The organism is Clostridium sp. FP2, from assembly GCF_011065955.2.
Lineage (GTDB): Bacteria > Bacillota > Clostridia > Clostridiales > Clostridiaceae > Clostridium_AD > Clostridium_AD tagluense.
In genome coordinates, this window is record NZ_JAAMNI020000001.1 from 2,957,911 (window position 1) to 2,973,479 (window position 15,569).

Sequence of the window (15,569 nt, forward strand, 5' to 3'; positions counted from 1 at the left end):
TTTCTATAAAATTATTTGGAAAAATTTAGGTGTTTAATTTTAATAATAAATAATTTAAATAAATAGTACTACAAATAGAGGAAATTTCTCTTTAGTATAGAATATGTCTAAGTATAGAATACTTACTTATAGGGAGGGCATAAAATGTTAACGATTTCTTTTATTAGTGGTGACAAAGAATTACTTGATTTAAAACAATCCGAAGCTGATTTATTTAAAAGCTGGTTTTACAATTTTGAAAACTCCAGACCTCATGAGGTCAATACAATGGGTAAGAAATACTTGTTTAACAAAAAGGCAATAGCTTATATTGAAATAGAGCCTTAGAGTTTGGTATTATATCAAAGCAATTAATAATTTACAATATGAATTTGAATAAATCAAAAACCTGCAAATCTTGTGATTGCAGGTTTTTCCATTTCTATATATTGTCACTTTAGGTACGCTCTACTCCAAAAAAATTCTTGATTAATCATTATCTACATAATATATATGTAGAAATGGAAGGTATACTTACTTCATTAATACAAGTTTTTGTTCCCTTGCTTACACCTGTTTTATCCACTTCATATTCATTGGCTAAAACTTTCCATTCATTAGAATCTGGTAATACTATTTTTATTTCTCCGTTATTAGAATTATGAATTATAATTAATTTACTAAAATCCTCTTTGAAGTTTGAAGTTAGTTGGTATGCCACAGAATTATAAGGTGATTCAAGGAATACCAAGGATTTTATTACCTCACAATCATTGTCTAAGGTCATAACTTTTTGGCTTTTTCTTAAAGAGATTAACCCCTTAATATATTCATAAGTTTCCATGAATTCAGCTTTTCTACTCCAGTCTATTCCATTCACAGCGTCACCAGAATTATAGCTATTGTGGTTTCCTTGTTTAGTCCTTAGTATTTCTGTTCCTCCTTGAATAAAAGGCACGCCCTGACAAGTAAGAATTATAGCCAGTGCCAATCTATTCATTTTTTCTCTTTCTAAAGGAGTATTACTCGGATTGCTTTTTTCAAATTTATCATATAAGCATAAATTATCATGTGAACTTACATAGTTTATTGATTCTCCAGGTTCTTGCGCAAAATTACATATTTCATTGCTATATCTAATGCCACCAACAATACCTTTCTTAATTTCTGACTCGAGACCACCGCAACCATTTACAAAGCCTGCCCAGTTGCCGTCATTATCTCCCTTTATTGCATTTCTCATATCATCATTAAATAAAGATACTTGCAGACCCCTTTGGCTTCCTTTTCTTACTTGTTTTGACGGGTCTAATGATGATTCTCCACCTGTCCATGGCTCGCCGTAGATAATAATATTTGGATTAATAATTTTTGCTTGCCGGGCTACTTCTTTCATTGTATCAATATCATGTAGAGCCATTAAATCAAATCTAAATCCATCTATCTTGTATTCGCGGGCCCAAAACATAATGCTATCTACTATAAATTTTCTTACCATTAGTTTTTCTGAAGCTATTTCATTTCCGCACCCTGAACCATTAGTATAGTTTCCGTTCTCATCTCTCCTATAATAATATCCTGGAACCAAGATATCCATTGGTGAATTATCAATAGCAAAAGAGTGATTATATACAACATCCATAACTACACTAATACCATTTTCATGCAAAGCTTGAATCATAGTCTTAAACTCTCTAATTCGCACAGTGCCATCATTTGAATTTGAAGCATAAGAACCCTCTGGAACATTATACAAATAAGGATCATATCCCCAGTTATATCCACCCACAGTTTCATCCACACTTGCAAATTCATAAATAGGCAGTAAATGAACATGAGTTATTCCTAAATCTATAAGATGGTCAAGTCCTGTAACAATACCCTCAGAGGTTTTAGTGTCTTTCTCAGCAAAACCCAAATATTGGCCTTTATTTTTAATTCCTGAGTCCGCCCATACTGAAAAATCCCTAATATGAATTTCATATATTATTGCCTGTGTTCTGTTAATTGGTAATGCTCTTAGGTGATTTTCCCAATTGACGGGATTTATAGAACTAAAATCAACAATCATACCTTTTTTACCATTGGCACTGCACCCTTTAGTATAGATATCTGGTGTTTCTTTTTCTACACCATTATTTAATACTAAATAATTATAATATTTATTTTTAAAATCGCCCTGAAGATTAAGTTCCCAAACGCCTTTTTGTCCTTTAGTCATGGAATGTCTCTGTCCCAGATCATCACTAAAAGTTTCATACAGGACTACTGTGATTTTTTCCACAGTAGGTGCCCAAACCTTAAAGATTGTATACTGAGGAGTATAAACTGCGCCTAAATCGTTTCCATCGTAAGTGAATTCTATGCTTTCTAATACATTTTCCATTAGTTAATCTCTCTCCTTAAAAAATAATAAAAAAACTATGTTCTAAATAATATGTATGTATTTAAAAAATAACTCCAGAAATCTAGAGTTATTTAGTTGATTCTCTTTCAACTAATTTTGTATCAATAATATAGTTGGTTATATATTCTTTCTCATTCTCTAATTTGTTTATTAATAGCTTAACTGCAAAATAACCTAATTCTTCAGAATTAATATCAACTGAAGATAGAGCTGGATTCCTGTAGGCAGTCAATGGAGTATTATTAAACCCAACAATTGAAATGTGCTCTTGCGCCATTTCGTTTATAGCTTTTGAGGCACCAAATGCTATTAAATCATCAGTGGTAACAACAGCTGTAGGACTTGAGTTCTCCAAAATTCTTTTCATAGCATCATAACCACTAGTTTCTGTAAATTCTGCTACTTGTATCATATTTTCATCTATTTTTACGCCAATATTCTCCATAGCTTTCTTATAACCTTCTAACCTATTTATAGTTACATTAAGTGTAGGCGAACCTCCTATAAACGCAATTTTTCTCTCACCCTTTTGTATTAGATAATTAACAACACTGTACATGGCGTGAAAGTTATCATTATCAACCCATAAAAGCCCTTCTGTATCTTCAGGTTTACCTATTACTACAAAAGGATAATCAGCTTCTTTTAAATAAGCAATGCATTTGTCATTTTTCCTTACTACTGGTAAAATAATGCCATCAACTCTTCTACTGTTCATTAAACTTGCTATATACTCTACTTCTTGATCTTCATTACTACTGTAAGTATACATAATATAATATCCTTTTTTTTGCGCATAATGGCTTATGCCTCTCATAATTTGAATGAAAAATGGATTAACAAATAAATCTTCATCCGTGTTAGGTAAAATAAGTCCTATAGTCTTTGTTGTTTTACTAACTAGACTCCTAGCTATGGCATTAGGATGATAATTCATTTCCTTCATTGCTTTATAAACTTTTTGCTTTGTTGCATCACTAATTTTAGGATTATCTGCAATTACTCTTGAAACTGTGGAGGGTGATACATTTGCAAGCTTTGCTACTTCTCTTATAGTTACCGACATGAAAACTTCACTTCCTAATTTATAAAAATATTCTATGTTGATTATATTATTAAATGTAATATTGTGCAAGGCTCGCTTAAATAAGTGTTAGACATTATATGAATTACATTAATATATTAGTTTCATATAAAGGAATCCCAATTATAGTTAAGTGCTACGCCATTTTTATGCAATCGGTTGCAAATTATTTACCCTGATTATAATCTTTTAGCTTAACTCCTGTCAATAATAATATTGTTTTACTTTTGTTGGTATAACTACTTTACCTATACTTAGTTTGGTACACCATTGAATTTGTTGAATGTATACTATTTCATTATTCCAATCACAATGTTTTGACGTATAAAAAATAATACAAATTATTTTGTGCAAACGCATTCACAAATCCATCATTTTATATTATTATATAACTATATACATTAACATATTAAAGTAAATACTTTCATTGATATAATAATTTACATAAAATAAAGGAGGAAGCTATGCACAATATTAAAGCAGTTATATTTGATTTAGATGGAGTATTGGTAGATACTGCTAAATATCATTATTTAGCATGGAAGAGACTAGCACAGGAATTAAACATTCAGTTTTCATTGCAAGACAATGAAAGATTAAAAGGTGTAAGCAGAATGCGGTCATTGGATATCATATTAGAGATAGGAAATATTACACTAGACTCTGATACAAAAATTCAACTAGCCCAAAAAAAGAACATTTGGTATGTGGATTATATTTCCAATTTAACTCCAAAGGATATTTTACCTGGGGTTATTGGTTTTTTAGAAAGTCTTAAAGTAGATAGCATAAAAATTGCATTAGGTTCTGCAAGTAAGAATTCTATGCTTATTCTTGATAAGTTAAATTTAACGAATTATTTTGATGCTATAATTGATGGTACAAAAGTTTCTAAAGCAAAACCTGACCCTGAAGTTTTCTTAAAAGGCGCTGAGGCACTTAAGGTATTGCCTAGTGAGTGCATTGTCTTTGAAGATGCGGAGGCTGGAGTGGAAGCTGCCATTAATGCTGGAATGTATTGCATTGGAATAGGTTCTAAAAATATATTAAAAATGGCTCATTTAGTCCTAGCAGGATTTTCTGATATGACTTTTGATAAATTAAAACTATAAGGCAAAACAATTGAGAATTGTTTTGTGCCCCAGAGAACATCCAAGGGGAAACAATTGAGAATTGTTGTTTTACCTGGAGAATAACTAGGAGGATTTTAATGAAACACTATTATAAATTAGACGAATGGAATATTATTGAACAAGGATTTAATGCAGATAACAATGAAATATCTGAGAGTATTTTTAGTTTAGGTAATGGATATATGGGACAAAGGGCAAATTTTGAAGAAGATTATAGTGGTACATCTCTTCAAGGCAATTATATAGCAGGTGTCTATTATCCTGACAAAACAAGGGTTGGGTGGTGGAAAAACGGCTATCCAGAATATTTTGCTAAGGTTTTAAATTCAACAAATTGGATTGGTATAAACATTAAAATTAATGATATTTCACTAGATCTTGCTAAGTGCACTGTAAAACAATTTGAGAGAGTTTTGAACATGAAACAAGGATATTTACAAAGAAGCTTTGTGGCTGTACTTTCAAACGGTAATGAGATTGAAGTAAACAGTAAACGATTTATAAGTATGACGCGAGGTGAAATAGGCACAATAAAATATTCTATAAAACCATTGAACTTTAAAGGTAAACTAGAGATTACGCCTTACCTTGATGGAGATGTTATGAATTCTGATTCCAATTATGACGAGAAGTTCTGGGATGAAATTTCTAGTGAAGTTAAACCTTATGAAGGATATATGATGCTTAAAACTAAGAAATTAGATTTCCACATCTGCACATATATGACCTATGAAATAACTAAAAACGGTGAAATTATTAAACCAATTGCAGAATTTAAGCAAAGTGAAAAATATATTTCTAATAATGTGTTAGTTCATTGCAATGAAAATGATGAAGTGGTAATTTATAAATATGTTGCAAATACCTCCTCAAGATATTATGAAAAAGATAAGCTAATTGGAATAACTAAAAAACTTTGCAGCAAAGCTAAAGTGGATGGATTTGAAACATTACTAAAAGAGCAAGCTGATGCTTGGGAAGAAAAGTGGAAGGAAAGCGATATAGTTATTGAAGGCGATATTCCAGCGCAGCAAGGAATTAGATTCAATATATTCCAATTAAATCAGACCTATACGGGAGAAGATTACAGGCTAAATATAGGCCCGAAAGGCTTCACTGGTGAAAAATATGGTGGAAGCACTTACTGGGATACCGAAGCATATTGCATACCCTTTTATCTAAGTACTTCACAGGAAAAAGTATCAAAGAACCTTTTATTATATAGGTACAAGCAGTTAGACAAAGCCATAGAAAATGCTGAGAAATTGGGTTTTACAAATGGAGCAGCCCTTTATCCAATGGTAACAATGAATGGTGAGGAATGCCATAATGAGTGGGAAATAACTTTTGAGGAAATACACAGAAATGGAGCCATAGCTTATGCTAATTATAATTATGTGAATTATACTGGAGATAAGTCTTGCCTTGGTGAATTCAGTTTTGAGGTACTTACAGCTATATCAAGATTTTGGGCTCAAAGAGCTACTTTCTCAAAAAGTAAAAATAAATATGTGATTCTAGGTGTTACTGGACCTAATGAATATGAAAATAATGTAAATAATAATTGGTATACAAATAAAATTGCCTGCTGGACTTTAAAGTATACAATTGAGGTCTTAAATTACCTAATCCAAAATGAACCTGAAAGATTAAGTGAACTTAAGAAAAAGCTTAATTTTAAGGATTCAGAAATTATTACTTGGAATAATATCATTGAAAATATGTACTATCCTTGTGATGAAGAACTTGGAATTTTTCTTCAACAAGATGGATATATGGATAAAGAGCAGATATTAGTTAGTGAATTAGATAAAAAGCATCTACCAATAAATCAAAACTGGTCATGGGATAGAATACTACGTTCCTGCTTTATAAAACAAGCTGATGTACTTCAAGGTATTTACTTATTTGAAGGGGAATACGATACTGATACAATTAAAAGAAATTTTGATTTTTATGAACCTAGAACTGTACATGAGTCCTCTTTGTCCCCTTGCATTCATACTATATTAGCTACAAAAATCGGGAATTATGATAAAGCTTATGAAATGTATTTAAGGACTTCTAGACTTGATCTTGATAATTATAACAACGATACAAAGGATGGTTGTCACTCTACTAGTATGGCAGGAACATGGATGGCAGTAGTTCATGGGTTCGGAGGGCTCAGGGTTTGCGATAATAAATTAACATTAAATCCATTTATCCCTAAACACTGGCACTCATGCTCTTTTAAAATAACCTTTAGAGGTGCACTTTTAAACATTAAATTTAATGATAGCATTCTTCAAATACAAAATGAAAATGACATATCAGTTAACTTATCAATTTATAACAGTGATTACACTTTAAATGGAAATGCTTTATTAGAAATTCCAATACAATAAACGAAAAACGTTTAAATAAACGAAAAACGTTTAAATAAACAATAAGCCTCAGCATATATTTTTAGTGCTGAGGTTTTTTTGTTTACTCATGGCACTTATTTTGATAAGATTATATGGGGTTAAATTATAATTAATTTCAAACAATCAAAAGAAAAATTAAACAGTGGAGGAAAATTATGAATTTTAAGAATATAAAAATTAAAGCAATAGCAGATAGAGTTATGAATAGAGCAGTTAAAAGCGGCTTTAAGAAGGATGATATAGAGGATTTTTATATAGAATCATTATTAAAACAAACCAGCTCACTTAGAATTCGCGATTTTATTGAACTATCCTATTATAAGGGAATATTTAAAGGCTTTCAGTATTCTGAAACATTAATTAATTCAAATATAGTTCAATGTAATTCTGACACTTATGCTGATGAACTCCAAAAACAAAATACTAGCCTAATTAAAAGGCTAGAAGATCTCAATGATATGGTTTTTAAAATTAAAGAACCTCCCCAAAACACCGGCAAAATAATTCAAGATGGGAGAAATTTTGTTTCTTATAGGAACAAATTTGCAAATAATATTAATGATGCAATAAAAATGGCATGGGATAACAAAATTTATCTAGATAAAAAATAATTATATTATTTTTATTCATATCTAAGAAATACTTACAAACTTCTATCATATAATATAGTAATATAATTATAAAGAAGATGATAATATGAATGAAAAGTCCGATTATTATATTCAATTAAATACCAAAGTAGAAAAAATGCTTAGAACATCAGAATTTTTAGGGTCTGGTCATAATGGAATAGTATATTCCCTTCCTAACCAAAGAGTAATCAAAATTTTTAAAAATAAAAGAATTTGTAGCAAGGAATATGATATTTTTATGAAAACTAGAAGAAGTAAATTTTTTCCTAAAGTTTATGAACATGGAGATTACTACATTGTACGAGATTATGCAAGTGGAGAGCGGCTAGACAAATATATAAAAAAGCATGGTATAAATAAAGAAATCTCACATAACATTATAAGGCTTATTGAAGAATTCAAGAAGCTAAATTTTAAGAGACTAGATATTAGGTGTAAAGACTTGTACTTAAAAGAAGATTTTTCAATTACTGTCATTGATCCTAAGAATAATTATTCGAAGAAAGTAATCTATCCTAGACATCTAATGAAAGGCCTAAATAACTTAGGCGTGCTAGATGAATTTTTATCAGCAGTTAGTGATGAAAATTCTAAAATTTATGAGTTATGGAATTTTAATTTCAAACAATATTTAGAAAAAAACATCAAATAAATTTCAATAGTTTAAAACAGCATAAAAGGCTTCAATTCACTAAATTGTAGCCTTTTATGTTGCGTCATTATAATACATTTAATTCTTTTAAATCATCTACGAATTGATCAAAGTTTAATACCCTTGAATCATCTAATATGATTTTTGCACTTCTGAGCATCTTTTTATCTTCAGTCACAAGGGTATAATCTTTATTCCTTTCGCAAATATGGATTAGGCTATAGTCATTTATAGAAATTTTATCTCCATTAACAAAATATATATTTTTATTCTTCTCATATTTAATAGGATTACCACCTATGCAATCTTCAGTAAAACTGGGGCAATTATTAGTAATAATATGCCCTAATAATTTTAAAAATTTATTTGACAGTACAAAGTCTTCGTTGAACTTTGCATATTCTTTTACGGATAACTCTCCAGCAATTTCCTCAGAGATTTTAAAATCAACCCATTCTACATTTTCAATAGTATCTAATAAGGTAGGATATTTATTCCACACTTTTATAACTATATTAGCATCTAATAAATATTCTTTACAAATCATTTTATTATCTCCTTTTAGAAATAAATCTATATTAGATTTTCAGTAAAAAGATATCTGCATTTTAACTTTATCTTAGAACAAATCCATACTAAAATATCTTTCCGCTCTATCTGGCAAAATAGTCACTATATTTTTATCCTTCCCATATTTCTCTGCCATTTTTTTTGCCGCCCATATATTTGCTCCAGAAGAAATTCCAACTAAAGCTCCTGCTACCCTTGCTATTTTTTTAGAAGTCTCAATAGCATCTTCATCAGTAACCATTATTATATCATCAATCAATGAAACATCTAATACTTTTGGAATAAATCCATCCCCTATTCCTTGTATCTTGTGGAATCCGGGAGTATGCCCTAAAAGGGCAGAAACATTCTTTGGTTCTACTGCAGCAATTACGCATTTAGGGTTCTTGTCTTTTAAAAATGAACCGATACCTTGAAGTGTTCCTCCACTACCTATGCCTGATATGAAAATGTCTACATTGCCCTGAAGTTCACTCCATATTTCAACGGCAGTTGTATTATAATGAATTAGTGGATTATTAATGTTAGAAAATTGATTAGGCACGAAAATATTGGAATTAGCCTCTATTTGCCGTTTAACTTCATTTAAAGCTCCTTCTACATTTTCTGACCTAGGTGTTAATATAAGTTCTCCTCCTAGCAAGTTAATTATCTTCTTTCTTTCCTCACTCATATTTTCAGGCATTACAATAACAACTCTATAGCCCTTTTGAATTCCTACTAATGTTATCCCTATACCCGTATTTCCTGATGTAGCTTCCATTATTGTCATTCCATGCGTAAGCAGTCCTTCCTTTTCTGCTTGCTCAATCATAAATTTTGCAATTCTGTCCTTTATGCTTCCACCTGGATTAAGAAATTCAGCCTTAGCAAATATATTTGAATCATATAGCTTTTTCAAGCTTATAAGTGGTGTATTTCCAATTAAATTTAGAATACTATTAGTATACATTTTAATCACCTACTACGATTGTTTTATTAATATTATATTCACTAATAAATAAATGGTTAACTATTATTAATTTCTTTGCTTGTTTCGCCTTGATAAATGTAGATAATGGCACTATAATTTAAATAGTAACATATGATTTTTTTACCATTAAACAATGAAAGGAGTAGCTACACTGTAGCTAATAAATAAAACTATGGAAGTACAAGTATTTTTAAAAGGTAGTAAAGAAGCTGTTATTTATAAAGGCGATAGAATAGATGTTTTGGATTTTGAGATGAATAAAGTTAAATATAAGCAAATTAGATATTTTCGAAAGGGTTTAAGCAAAAGCGAACTAGTAGAAGAGAAATGTATAAACAAAATAGTTAAAGTTGAGTTATAAAAAAACGCCTACATCCATAAACTGGATGTAGGCGTTTTCTATAACTCACTATTTTCTTTTTTTGCCTCTTACCTTATTTTTATTATCTTGTCTACTTCCATGATTGGTCTTATTTTCAGTTATTGTGGGCTTATTTTTCTTTTTAAAATTTTTATCTATAGGTTTATCTCTAGTGCTACTTTTTATATTATTTCCTTTATCTTTGCCTCTTATTTCTTTTGATTTTATGTTTGTGTTACTTAAATGTTCTTTATTTTTTTGCCCACGTGGTTTTACTAAACATTTAGGGCCATAACCAATAAGATCTTCTCTATTTGCTTCTATTAATGCTGAATATACTAAATCGTATTTCATAGGATCTTTATATTGAAGTAATGCCCTTTGCATGGCTTTTTCATGCTTAGTTTTAGGTATATGAACTTCTTCAAGGGTATTTGGATCAAGTCCAGTATAAAACATAGTTGTTGATGGTGTTCCTGGAGTTGGATAAAAATCTTGAACTTGTTCAGGTTGATAATTAGTATCCCTAAGATATTCTGCAAGTTCTACCGCTGAACTCATTGGACACCCTGGGTGGCTAGACATTAAATAAGGAATAAGATATTGTTTTTTTTCTATTTTCTCAGTAGCCTTATAAAACTTTTCCCTAAATTTATCATAAGTTTTACCCGCTGGTTTACCCATAAATTTTAAAACTTTATGAGAAACATGCTCTGGTGCAACCTTTAGTTGCCCACTTACATGATGCTTAATAAGTTCATTAAAAAAGGTTTCATTTTTATCTGCCATAATATAATCATAACGCAGACCTGAACGTATAAAAACTTTTTTAATATCTGGCAATTCTCGAAGTTTCCTAAGCAAATTTAAATATTCCATATGATCAACATTTAAACTCTTACAAGGAGCAGGATGCAAGCATTGTTTATCTCTACAAGCACCTACTTTTAATTGTTTAGCACATGCAGGTTGTCTAAAATTGGCGGTTGGACCTCCTACATCATGAATATATCCTTTAAAACCTTTTAATTTTGTAATTTCTATTGCTTCCTCTATTAATGAATTTTCACTCCTACTTTGCACAATTCTACCTTGATGAAATGTTATGGCGCAGAAAGCACAGCTACCAAAACATCCTCTTGAACTAACTAAACTGAACTGAACTTCCTCTATAGCTGGAATTCCACCCATCTTTTCATACATAGGATGATAATTTCTTTGATAAGGCAAGCCATAAACAACATCTAATTCTTCTCTAGTAAGTGGCATTTCTGGTTTGTTTTGCACAAGATACTTATTAGTATGCTTTTGTACTATAACGCCACCACGAATTGGGTCTTGTTCATCATATTGTATTTTAAAAGCCTGTGCATATTTTTTCATATCATTGCAGACTTCCTTATAGGATGCTATTTCAACGTGGTCACCAATATTTTCTATGTTCTCTGATACATAACAGGTTCCAAGCTCTCGCGTTATGTCTTTTATATCTATACCTTCATTTAATTTATTTGCAATGTTAACAACTTGTTTTTCACCCATACCAAATATTAGTAGATCTGCCCCACTATCGATTAGCATAGACTTTCTTACCTTGTCACTCCAATAATCATAATGTGCAAATCGCCTTAAACTTGCTTCTATTCCTCCAATAATAAGAGGAATACCTTTGTATGCTTCCCTTATTTTATTGCAGTAGACTATTGTTGCTCTATCAGGCCGAAGACCCATCTTTGCACCAGGAGAATACAAATCTTTTTCTCTTATTTTTTTACTTACTGTATAATGGTTAACCATAGAATCCATATTACCAGCATTAACTAGAAATCCTAGTCTTGGTTTGCCGAGTTTCTTAAAATCTTCTGTATCTTTCCATTCAGGTTGAGCTATTATTCCTACTTTATAGCCTTCATTTTCTAGAACCCTTGAAATAATTGCTGTTCCAAAACTATGATGATCTACATATGCATCACCAGTTACTATAATAAAATCTAGTTCGGTCCAACCTCTATCTAAAATATCACTTTTACTAATAGGTAAATATTTATTATCTTTAATTACTTCCACCTTCTTTTGCTTTAATCGTAAATCACAATATATAATTCAAAATACAATTATAGCATTCTTTGCGCTTTAATTCTTTAAAATAATAAATAAAAGAATTTCTTATTATATTTTCATTTATTCATTAATTTCAATATGAAAAAAGTTTTTGTTAGAAAGCAAGATAGTAAAACCCTAATGCATGAGCAACCTTAAATATTAAGTATATTTCCTTCTTTTATATTATTAAATAGACCTGCTTTAGATTCTATGACTATCTTAGATCCCATTACTTTAGTAACAATTTGTCCTGGCCTTAAATTTTCTATTTTTATAATAACTTGCATGTCTTCATTGAGAAATAAAACATCAATGTTAAACTTCATAAAAAATGTGTGGATACCATTACATGGCGTTAGCATAATAGCATCATGATGTGGATTCTCTCTAAACATATACCCAAAGAGCCTTTTAGTATATGAATCAGCTATGAATACATCAATTATTTTATCGTCATTACATTTTAAATTTTTAATCATATCATCACCCCTAAATCATATTTAAAATTTTGGTCCAAGATATCATACAATTAAGTTCATTATATTCCTAAATAGAAAGACATATAAGATACTAAAAGTCACATTCAATAGGTATAAAAGTCAACAAAAATAGGGACCTTAGTCCCTATTTGAATTATTCTTGAAACCTAGATTGATAATACAATTGAATGTGCTCTTCTAGTGCAAAAATAGTGGCATGAACACGATCATGTGCTCCTATTTTCCTAAACAAAGTTGTAGCATAGTTCTTTACTGTTTTCTCTGATAAAAAAAGATGTTCTCCAATATCTTTATTACTTAATCCTTTTGAAATATATAATAAAACTTCAATTTCTCTTTTTGATAAGGAATCTAAGACACACTGCTTTTTTTTATCTTTTATTTTAAACTCCGAGAACAGAACAGAAACTAGTGATTTATCTATATATTTATCTCCATAATAGACTGTTCTGATTGCATCCACAATTTCTGTGCCTGCAGACTCTTTAAGCACATATCCATCTACTCCCTTGCTAATAGCATCTAGAATAAAAGTCCTGTCATTTTCAACTGTGAGCATGATTATTTTTATACTCTTTAATTTTTTCTTTGACCTTTGGAGCACTTCAAGCCCATCCATTAACGGCATTTTCATATCTAATAATATGACATCAGGTTCACAACTATTTAACATATCAAGCACCTTCTCACCATTTCCAGCCTCTCCAACGATAATTATATCATCTTCAAAACTGATTATTCTCTTTAATCCTTGTCTAATGAGATCGTGGTCATCTGCTATTAATACTTTAATGTCCTTTTTCTCCATCTCTAATCACCTCTCTATTAACTGGAAGCAAAACATTATAAACGCAGCCTGCTCCCGCCCAGGATTTTATATGAATTTGACCCTGTAATTGGTTTACCCTATCCAATATACCAATAAGTCCATAAGAAGTTCCTTTGGTTTTTACTCTTTTTAAAGTTTCTTCCACATCAAACCCAATACCGTCATCTGATATGATTAAGCTTAAATATTTTGCACCAAAATCTAATTTTACCTCCAAATGTTTTGCTTTAGAATGTTTTTTTATATTATTGAGAATTTCCTGAATAATACGAAACACTGCTACTTGAATAATGGATTCTACTTCGGTCTCCATAGGTTTCAATTTTAACTTAATATCCATACTAAAATCTTCTGAAATAGATTTTACAGCTTGTTCAATTGTTTTGTTTAACCCTAAATCATCTAATGTCATAGGTCTTAAATCAAAAATAATACTTCTAATTTCTTTTAAAGCCACTTTTACACTTTCTTTTAAATCAGATAGTTCTTTTAGTCCTTCATCTAAATCCTTTTGAATAACCTTTTTACAAATATCCGCTTTCATAATAATACTAGCGATATGTTGTGCAGGTCCATCATGAATATCCCTTGATATTCTTTTTCGTTCATTTTCTTGTGCTTCTAATATTTTTATTCCTATAAACATCTCAGAGCTTTTGTCAGCACCTTCTAAAACCGAAAGAATGTCCCCCTCTAAATATCCCATAGCTATACTTATTTGGTTAATTATTTTTTCTGAATTATCTATGTTCTTTATAGATTTTTTTAAAACTGTTTCTAAGGTATTTCTTCTTTCTCTAAGTTGTCTTTCATCATTTTGCTTGATAATAAATTTTACTCTAATATCCGAAGCACTTTCATATACGGATTTAATTTCATCTTCATTATATGCGTTAAATTTTTTTGAAATTTCCACTAGTTTTTTTCGCATAAGTTTATCCTGCGCCTCAAGTGTGTCAACTTCCTTAATAACTTTATCTATATTGGCTCTGATTAATAAAAGCTCTGATTTTTGATTTTCATACTCTATTCTTACATTATCAACTATTTCAAGAATTTGCTTACGACTATTACTTATTTGCTGAATTATTTTTTTTATAATATCATTAATATTACCAATATCTATAGTTAAATTATTCATTATTATATCACCTTCTTTTATTGATTTTTTAATAATAAATAAAAATTTTTATTGTATCCTTGTAGTAGTTTAAAAAAAATTACAAAAGATATTTTATCTACAATACATATATCGTCTAATATATACATTTCCTAAGGGTAATTAGTCCTTTACCTATTTTCGATTAAAAAGCTCAAATTCACTTTGAAATTATTGGAGTATCTATAGTTTTTTTTGCAAGAATGCTTTTTAGAGGAGCATTATATATATAACTACATATAATAAAATGATAACGAAATTTTCTTTGAATCCCACATTCCTTTAAAATAATTAATAAGGAGCTAGGTATGATAGGATTAATAAATAATGAAAAAAGCGAAAAAATAGAAATGGATGAAGAAGCAGTAACAAGTAATAGAAATAATATTCTACAAGCTTTTAAAATAAATATTCGTGATGGAAAAGGATTTTATGAAACGGGGCCAAAGAATACCTTTTGGTCAACACTAATTATTACCGCTAAAATATTCCAGCCTAAAAATGGAATTTGGACAATTATAATTAAAGATAAAGCCAATAAAAACCTAGTAGTTTATAAAAATTATCATATGCTACATGATAGTGAGATTGTATTTAATTATAAAACAGGCTTAAATATAAATTTTTTAATTGAAGCTACTTGGACACAGCCTAAAGACACAATTCTAAGTGGAGAATTATCCATTAGTTACTAGTTTAACTATATCTCAGTATATAATGATTTAACGACATTTTAGAAGGAAGTCTCCCACTTCTATAAGTATGGGTCACATACTATA

15 protein-coding genes are annotated in these 15,569 nt (G+C 29.9%); 7 read left to right on the forward strand and 8 right to left on the reverse strand.

Going from position 1 to position 15,569, the window contains the following annotated elements; all coding sequences use genetic code 11:
* Positions 1–144 precede the first annotated feature (144 nt).
* Positions 145–327, forward strand: coding sequence for a hypothetical protein (locus G9F71_RS14245; protein WP_125001750.1), 183 nt, complete (start codon positions 145–147; stop codon positions 325–327).
* Positions 328–475: 148 nt separating this feature from the next.
* On the opposite strand, the gene pulA is transcribed toward G9F71_RS14245, so the two are convergent.
* Together pulA and G9F71_RS14255 are read right to left on the reverse strand one after the other, a co-directional pair.
* On the reverse strand, positions 476–2,365 hold the full coding sequence (pulA, locus tag G9F71_RS14250; RefSeq protein WP_164949767.1) for a type I pullulanase: 1,890 nt from the start codon (positions 2,363–2,365) through the stop codon (positions 476–478).
* Positions 2,366–2,453: 88 nt separating this feature from the next.
* Positions 2,454–3,452, reverse strand: coding sequence for a LacI family DNA-binding transcriptional regulator (locus tag G9F71_RS14255; RefSeq protein ID WP_164949768.1), 999 nt, complete (start codon positions 3,450–3,452; stop codon positions 2,454–2,456).
* Between the two features lie 482 nt (positions 3,453–3,934).
* On the opposite strand from G9F71_RS14255, the gene pgmB reads away from it, so the two are divergent.
* The 4 genes from pgmB (at position 3,935) to G9F71_RS14275 (ending at position 8,295) form a co-directional block, all read left to right on the forward strand.
* Positions 3,935–4,582: a beta-phosphoglucomutase gene (gene pgmB / locus G9F71_RS14260; RefSeq protein WP_125001741.1), complete on the forward strand. Its 648-nt coding sequence runs from the start codon at positions 3,935–3,937 to the stop codon at positions 4,580–4,582.
* A 98-nt stretch (positions 4,583–4,680) separates the two neighbouring features.
* A complete protein-coding gene (locus tag G9F71_RS14265) occupies positions 4,681–6,990 on the forward strand; it encodes a glycoside hydrolase family 65 protein (protein WP_164949769.1) in 2,310 nt (769 codons plus the stop codon).
* A gap of 176 nt (positions 6,991–7,166) precedes the next feature.
* Positions 7,167–7,622, forward strand: a complete 456-nt coding sequence (locus tag G9F71_RS14270) for a hypothetical protein (protein ID WP_164949770.1) — start codon at positions 7,167–7,169, stop codon at positions 7,620–7,622.
* An 85-nt stretch (positions 7,623–7,707) separates the two neighbouring features.
* Complete coding sequence (locus tag G9F71_RS14275) at positions 7,708–8,295, forward strand: protein kinase (RefSeq protein WP_164949771.1); 588 nt, start codon at positions 7,708–7,710, stop codon at positions 8,293–8,295.
* A gap of 67 nt (positions 8,296–8,362) precedes the next feature.
* On the opposite strand, the gene G9F71_RS14280 is transcribed toward G9F71_RS14275, so the two are convergent.
* Positions 8,363–8,842, reverse strand: a complete 480-nt coding sequence (locus G9F71_RS14280) for a hypothetical protein (protein ID WP_164949772.1) — start codon at positions 8,840–8,842, stop codon at positions 8,363–8,365.
* Between the two features lie 72 nt (positions 8,843–8,914).
* Positions 8,915–9,817, reverse strand: coding sequence for a cysteine synthase A (gene cysK, locus G9F71_RS14285; protein WP_164949773.1), 903 nt, complete (start codon positions 9,815–9,817; stop codon positions 8,915–8,917).
* A gap of 193 nt (positions 9,818–10,010) precedes the next feature.
* Between cysK and G9F71_RS14290 the strand changes: the two genes are divergently transcribed.
* Positions 10,011–10,199 carry a hypothetical protein gene (locus G9F71_RS14290; protein ID WP_164949774.1) on the forward strand — a complete coding sequence of 63 codons (189 nt, stop codon included), beginning with the start codon at positions 10,011–10,013 and terminating at the stop codon, positions 10,197–10,199.
* A 48-nt stretch (positions 10,200–10,247) separates the two neighbouring features.
* On the opposite strand, the gene G9F71_RS14295 is transcribed toward G9F71_RS14290, so the two are convergent.
* The 4 genes from G9F71_RS14295 to G9F71_RS14310 form a co-directional block, all read right to left on the reverse strand.
* Complete coding sequence (locus G9F71_RS14295) at positions 10,248–12,257, reverse strand: YgiQ family radical SAM protein (RefSeq protein ID WP_164949903.1); 2,010 nt, start codon at positions 12,255–12,257, stop codon at positions 10,248–10,250.
* A 197-nt stretch (positions 12,258–12,454) separates the two neighbouring features.
* A complete protein-coding gene (locus G9F71_RS14300) occupies positions 12,455–12,781 on the reverse strand; it encodes a DUF192 domain-containing protein (RefSeq protein WP_164949775.1) in 327 nt (108 codons plus the stop codon).
* Between the two features lie 154 nt (positions 12,782–12,935).
* Positions 12,936–13,610 carry a response regulator gene (locus G9F71_RS14305; protein WP_164949776.1) on the reverse strand — a complete coding sequence of 225 codons (675 nt, stop codon included), beginning with the start codon at positions 13,608–13,610 and terminating at the stop codon, positions 12,936–12,938.
* Positions 13,591–14,772: a sensor histidine kinase gene (locus tag G9F71_RS14310; RefSeq protein ID WP_164949777.1), complete on the reverse strand. Its 1,182-nt coding sequence runs from the start codon at positions 14,770–14,772 to the stop codon at positions 13,591–13,593. Before G9F71_RS14310 ends, G9F71_RS14305 begins: the two co-directional genes overlap by 20 nt.
* Positions 14,773–15,098: 326 nt before the next feature.
* On the opposite strand from G9F71_RS14310, the gene G9F71_RS14315 reads away from it, so the two are divergent.
* On the forward strand, positions 15,099–15,485 hold the full coding sequence (locus tag G9F71_RS14315; protein WP_164949778.1) for a hypothetical protein: 387 nt from the start codon (positions 15,099–15,101) through the stop codon (positions 15,483–15,485).
* Positions 15,486–15,569 lie beyond the last annotated feature (84 nt).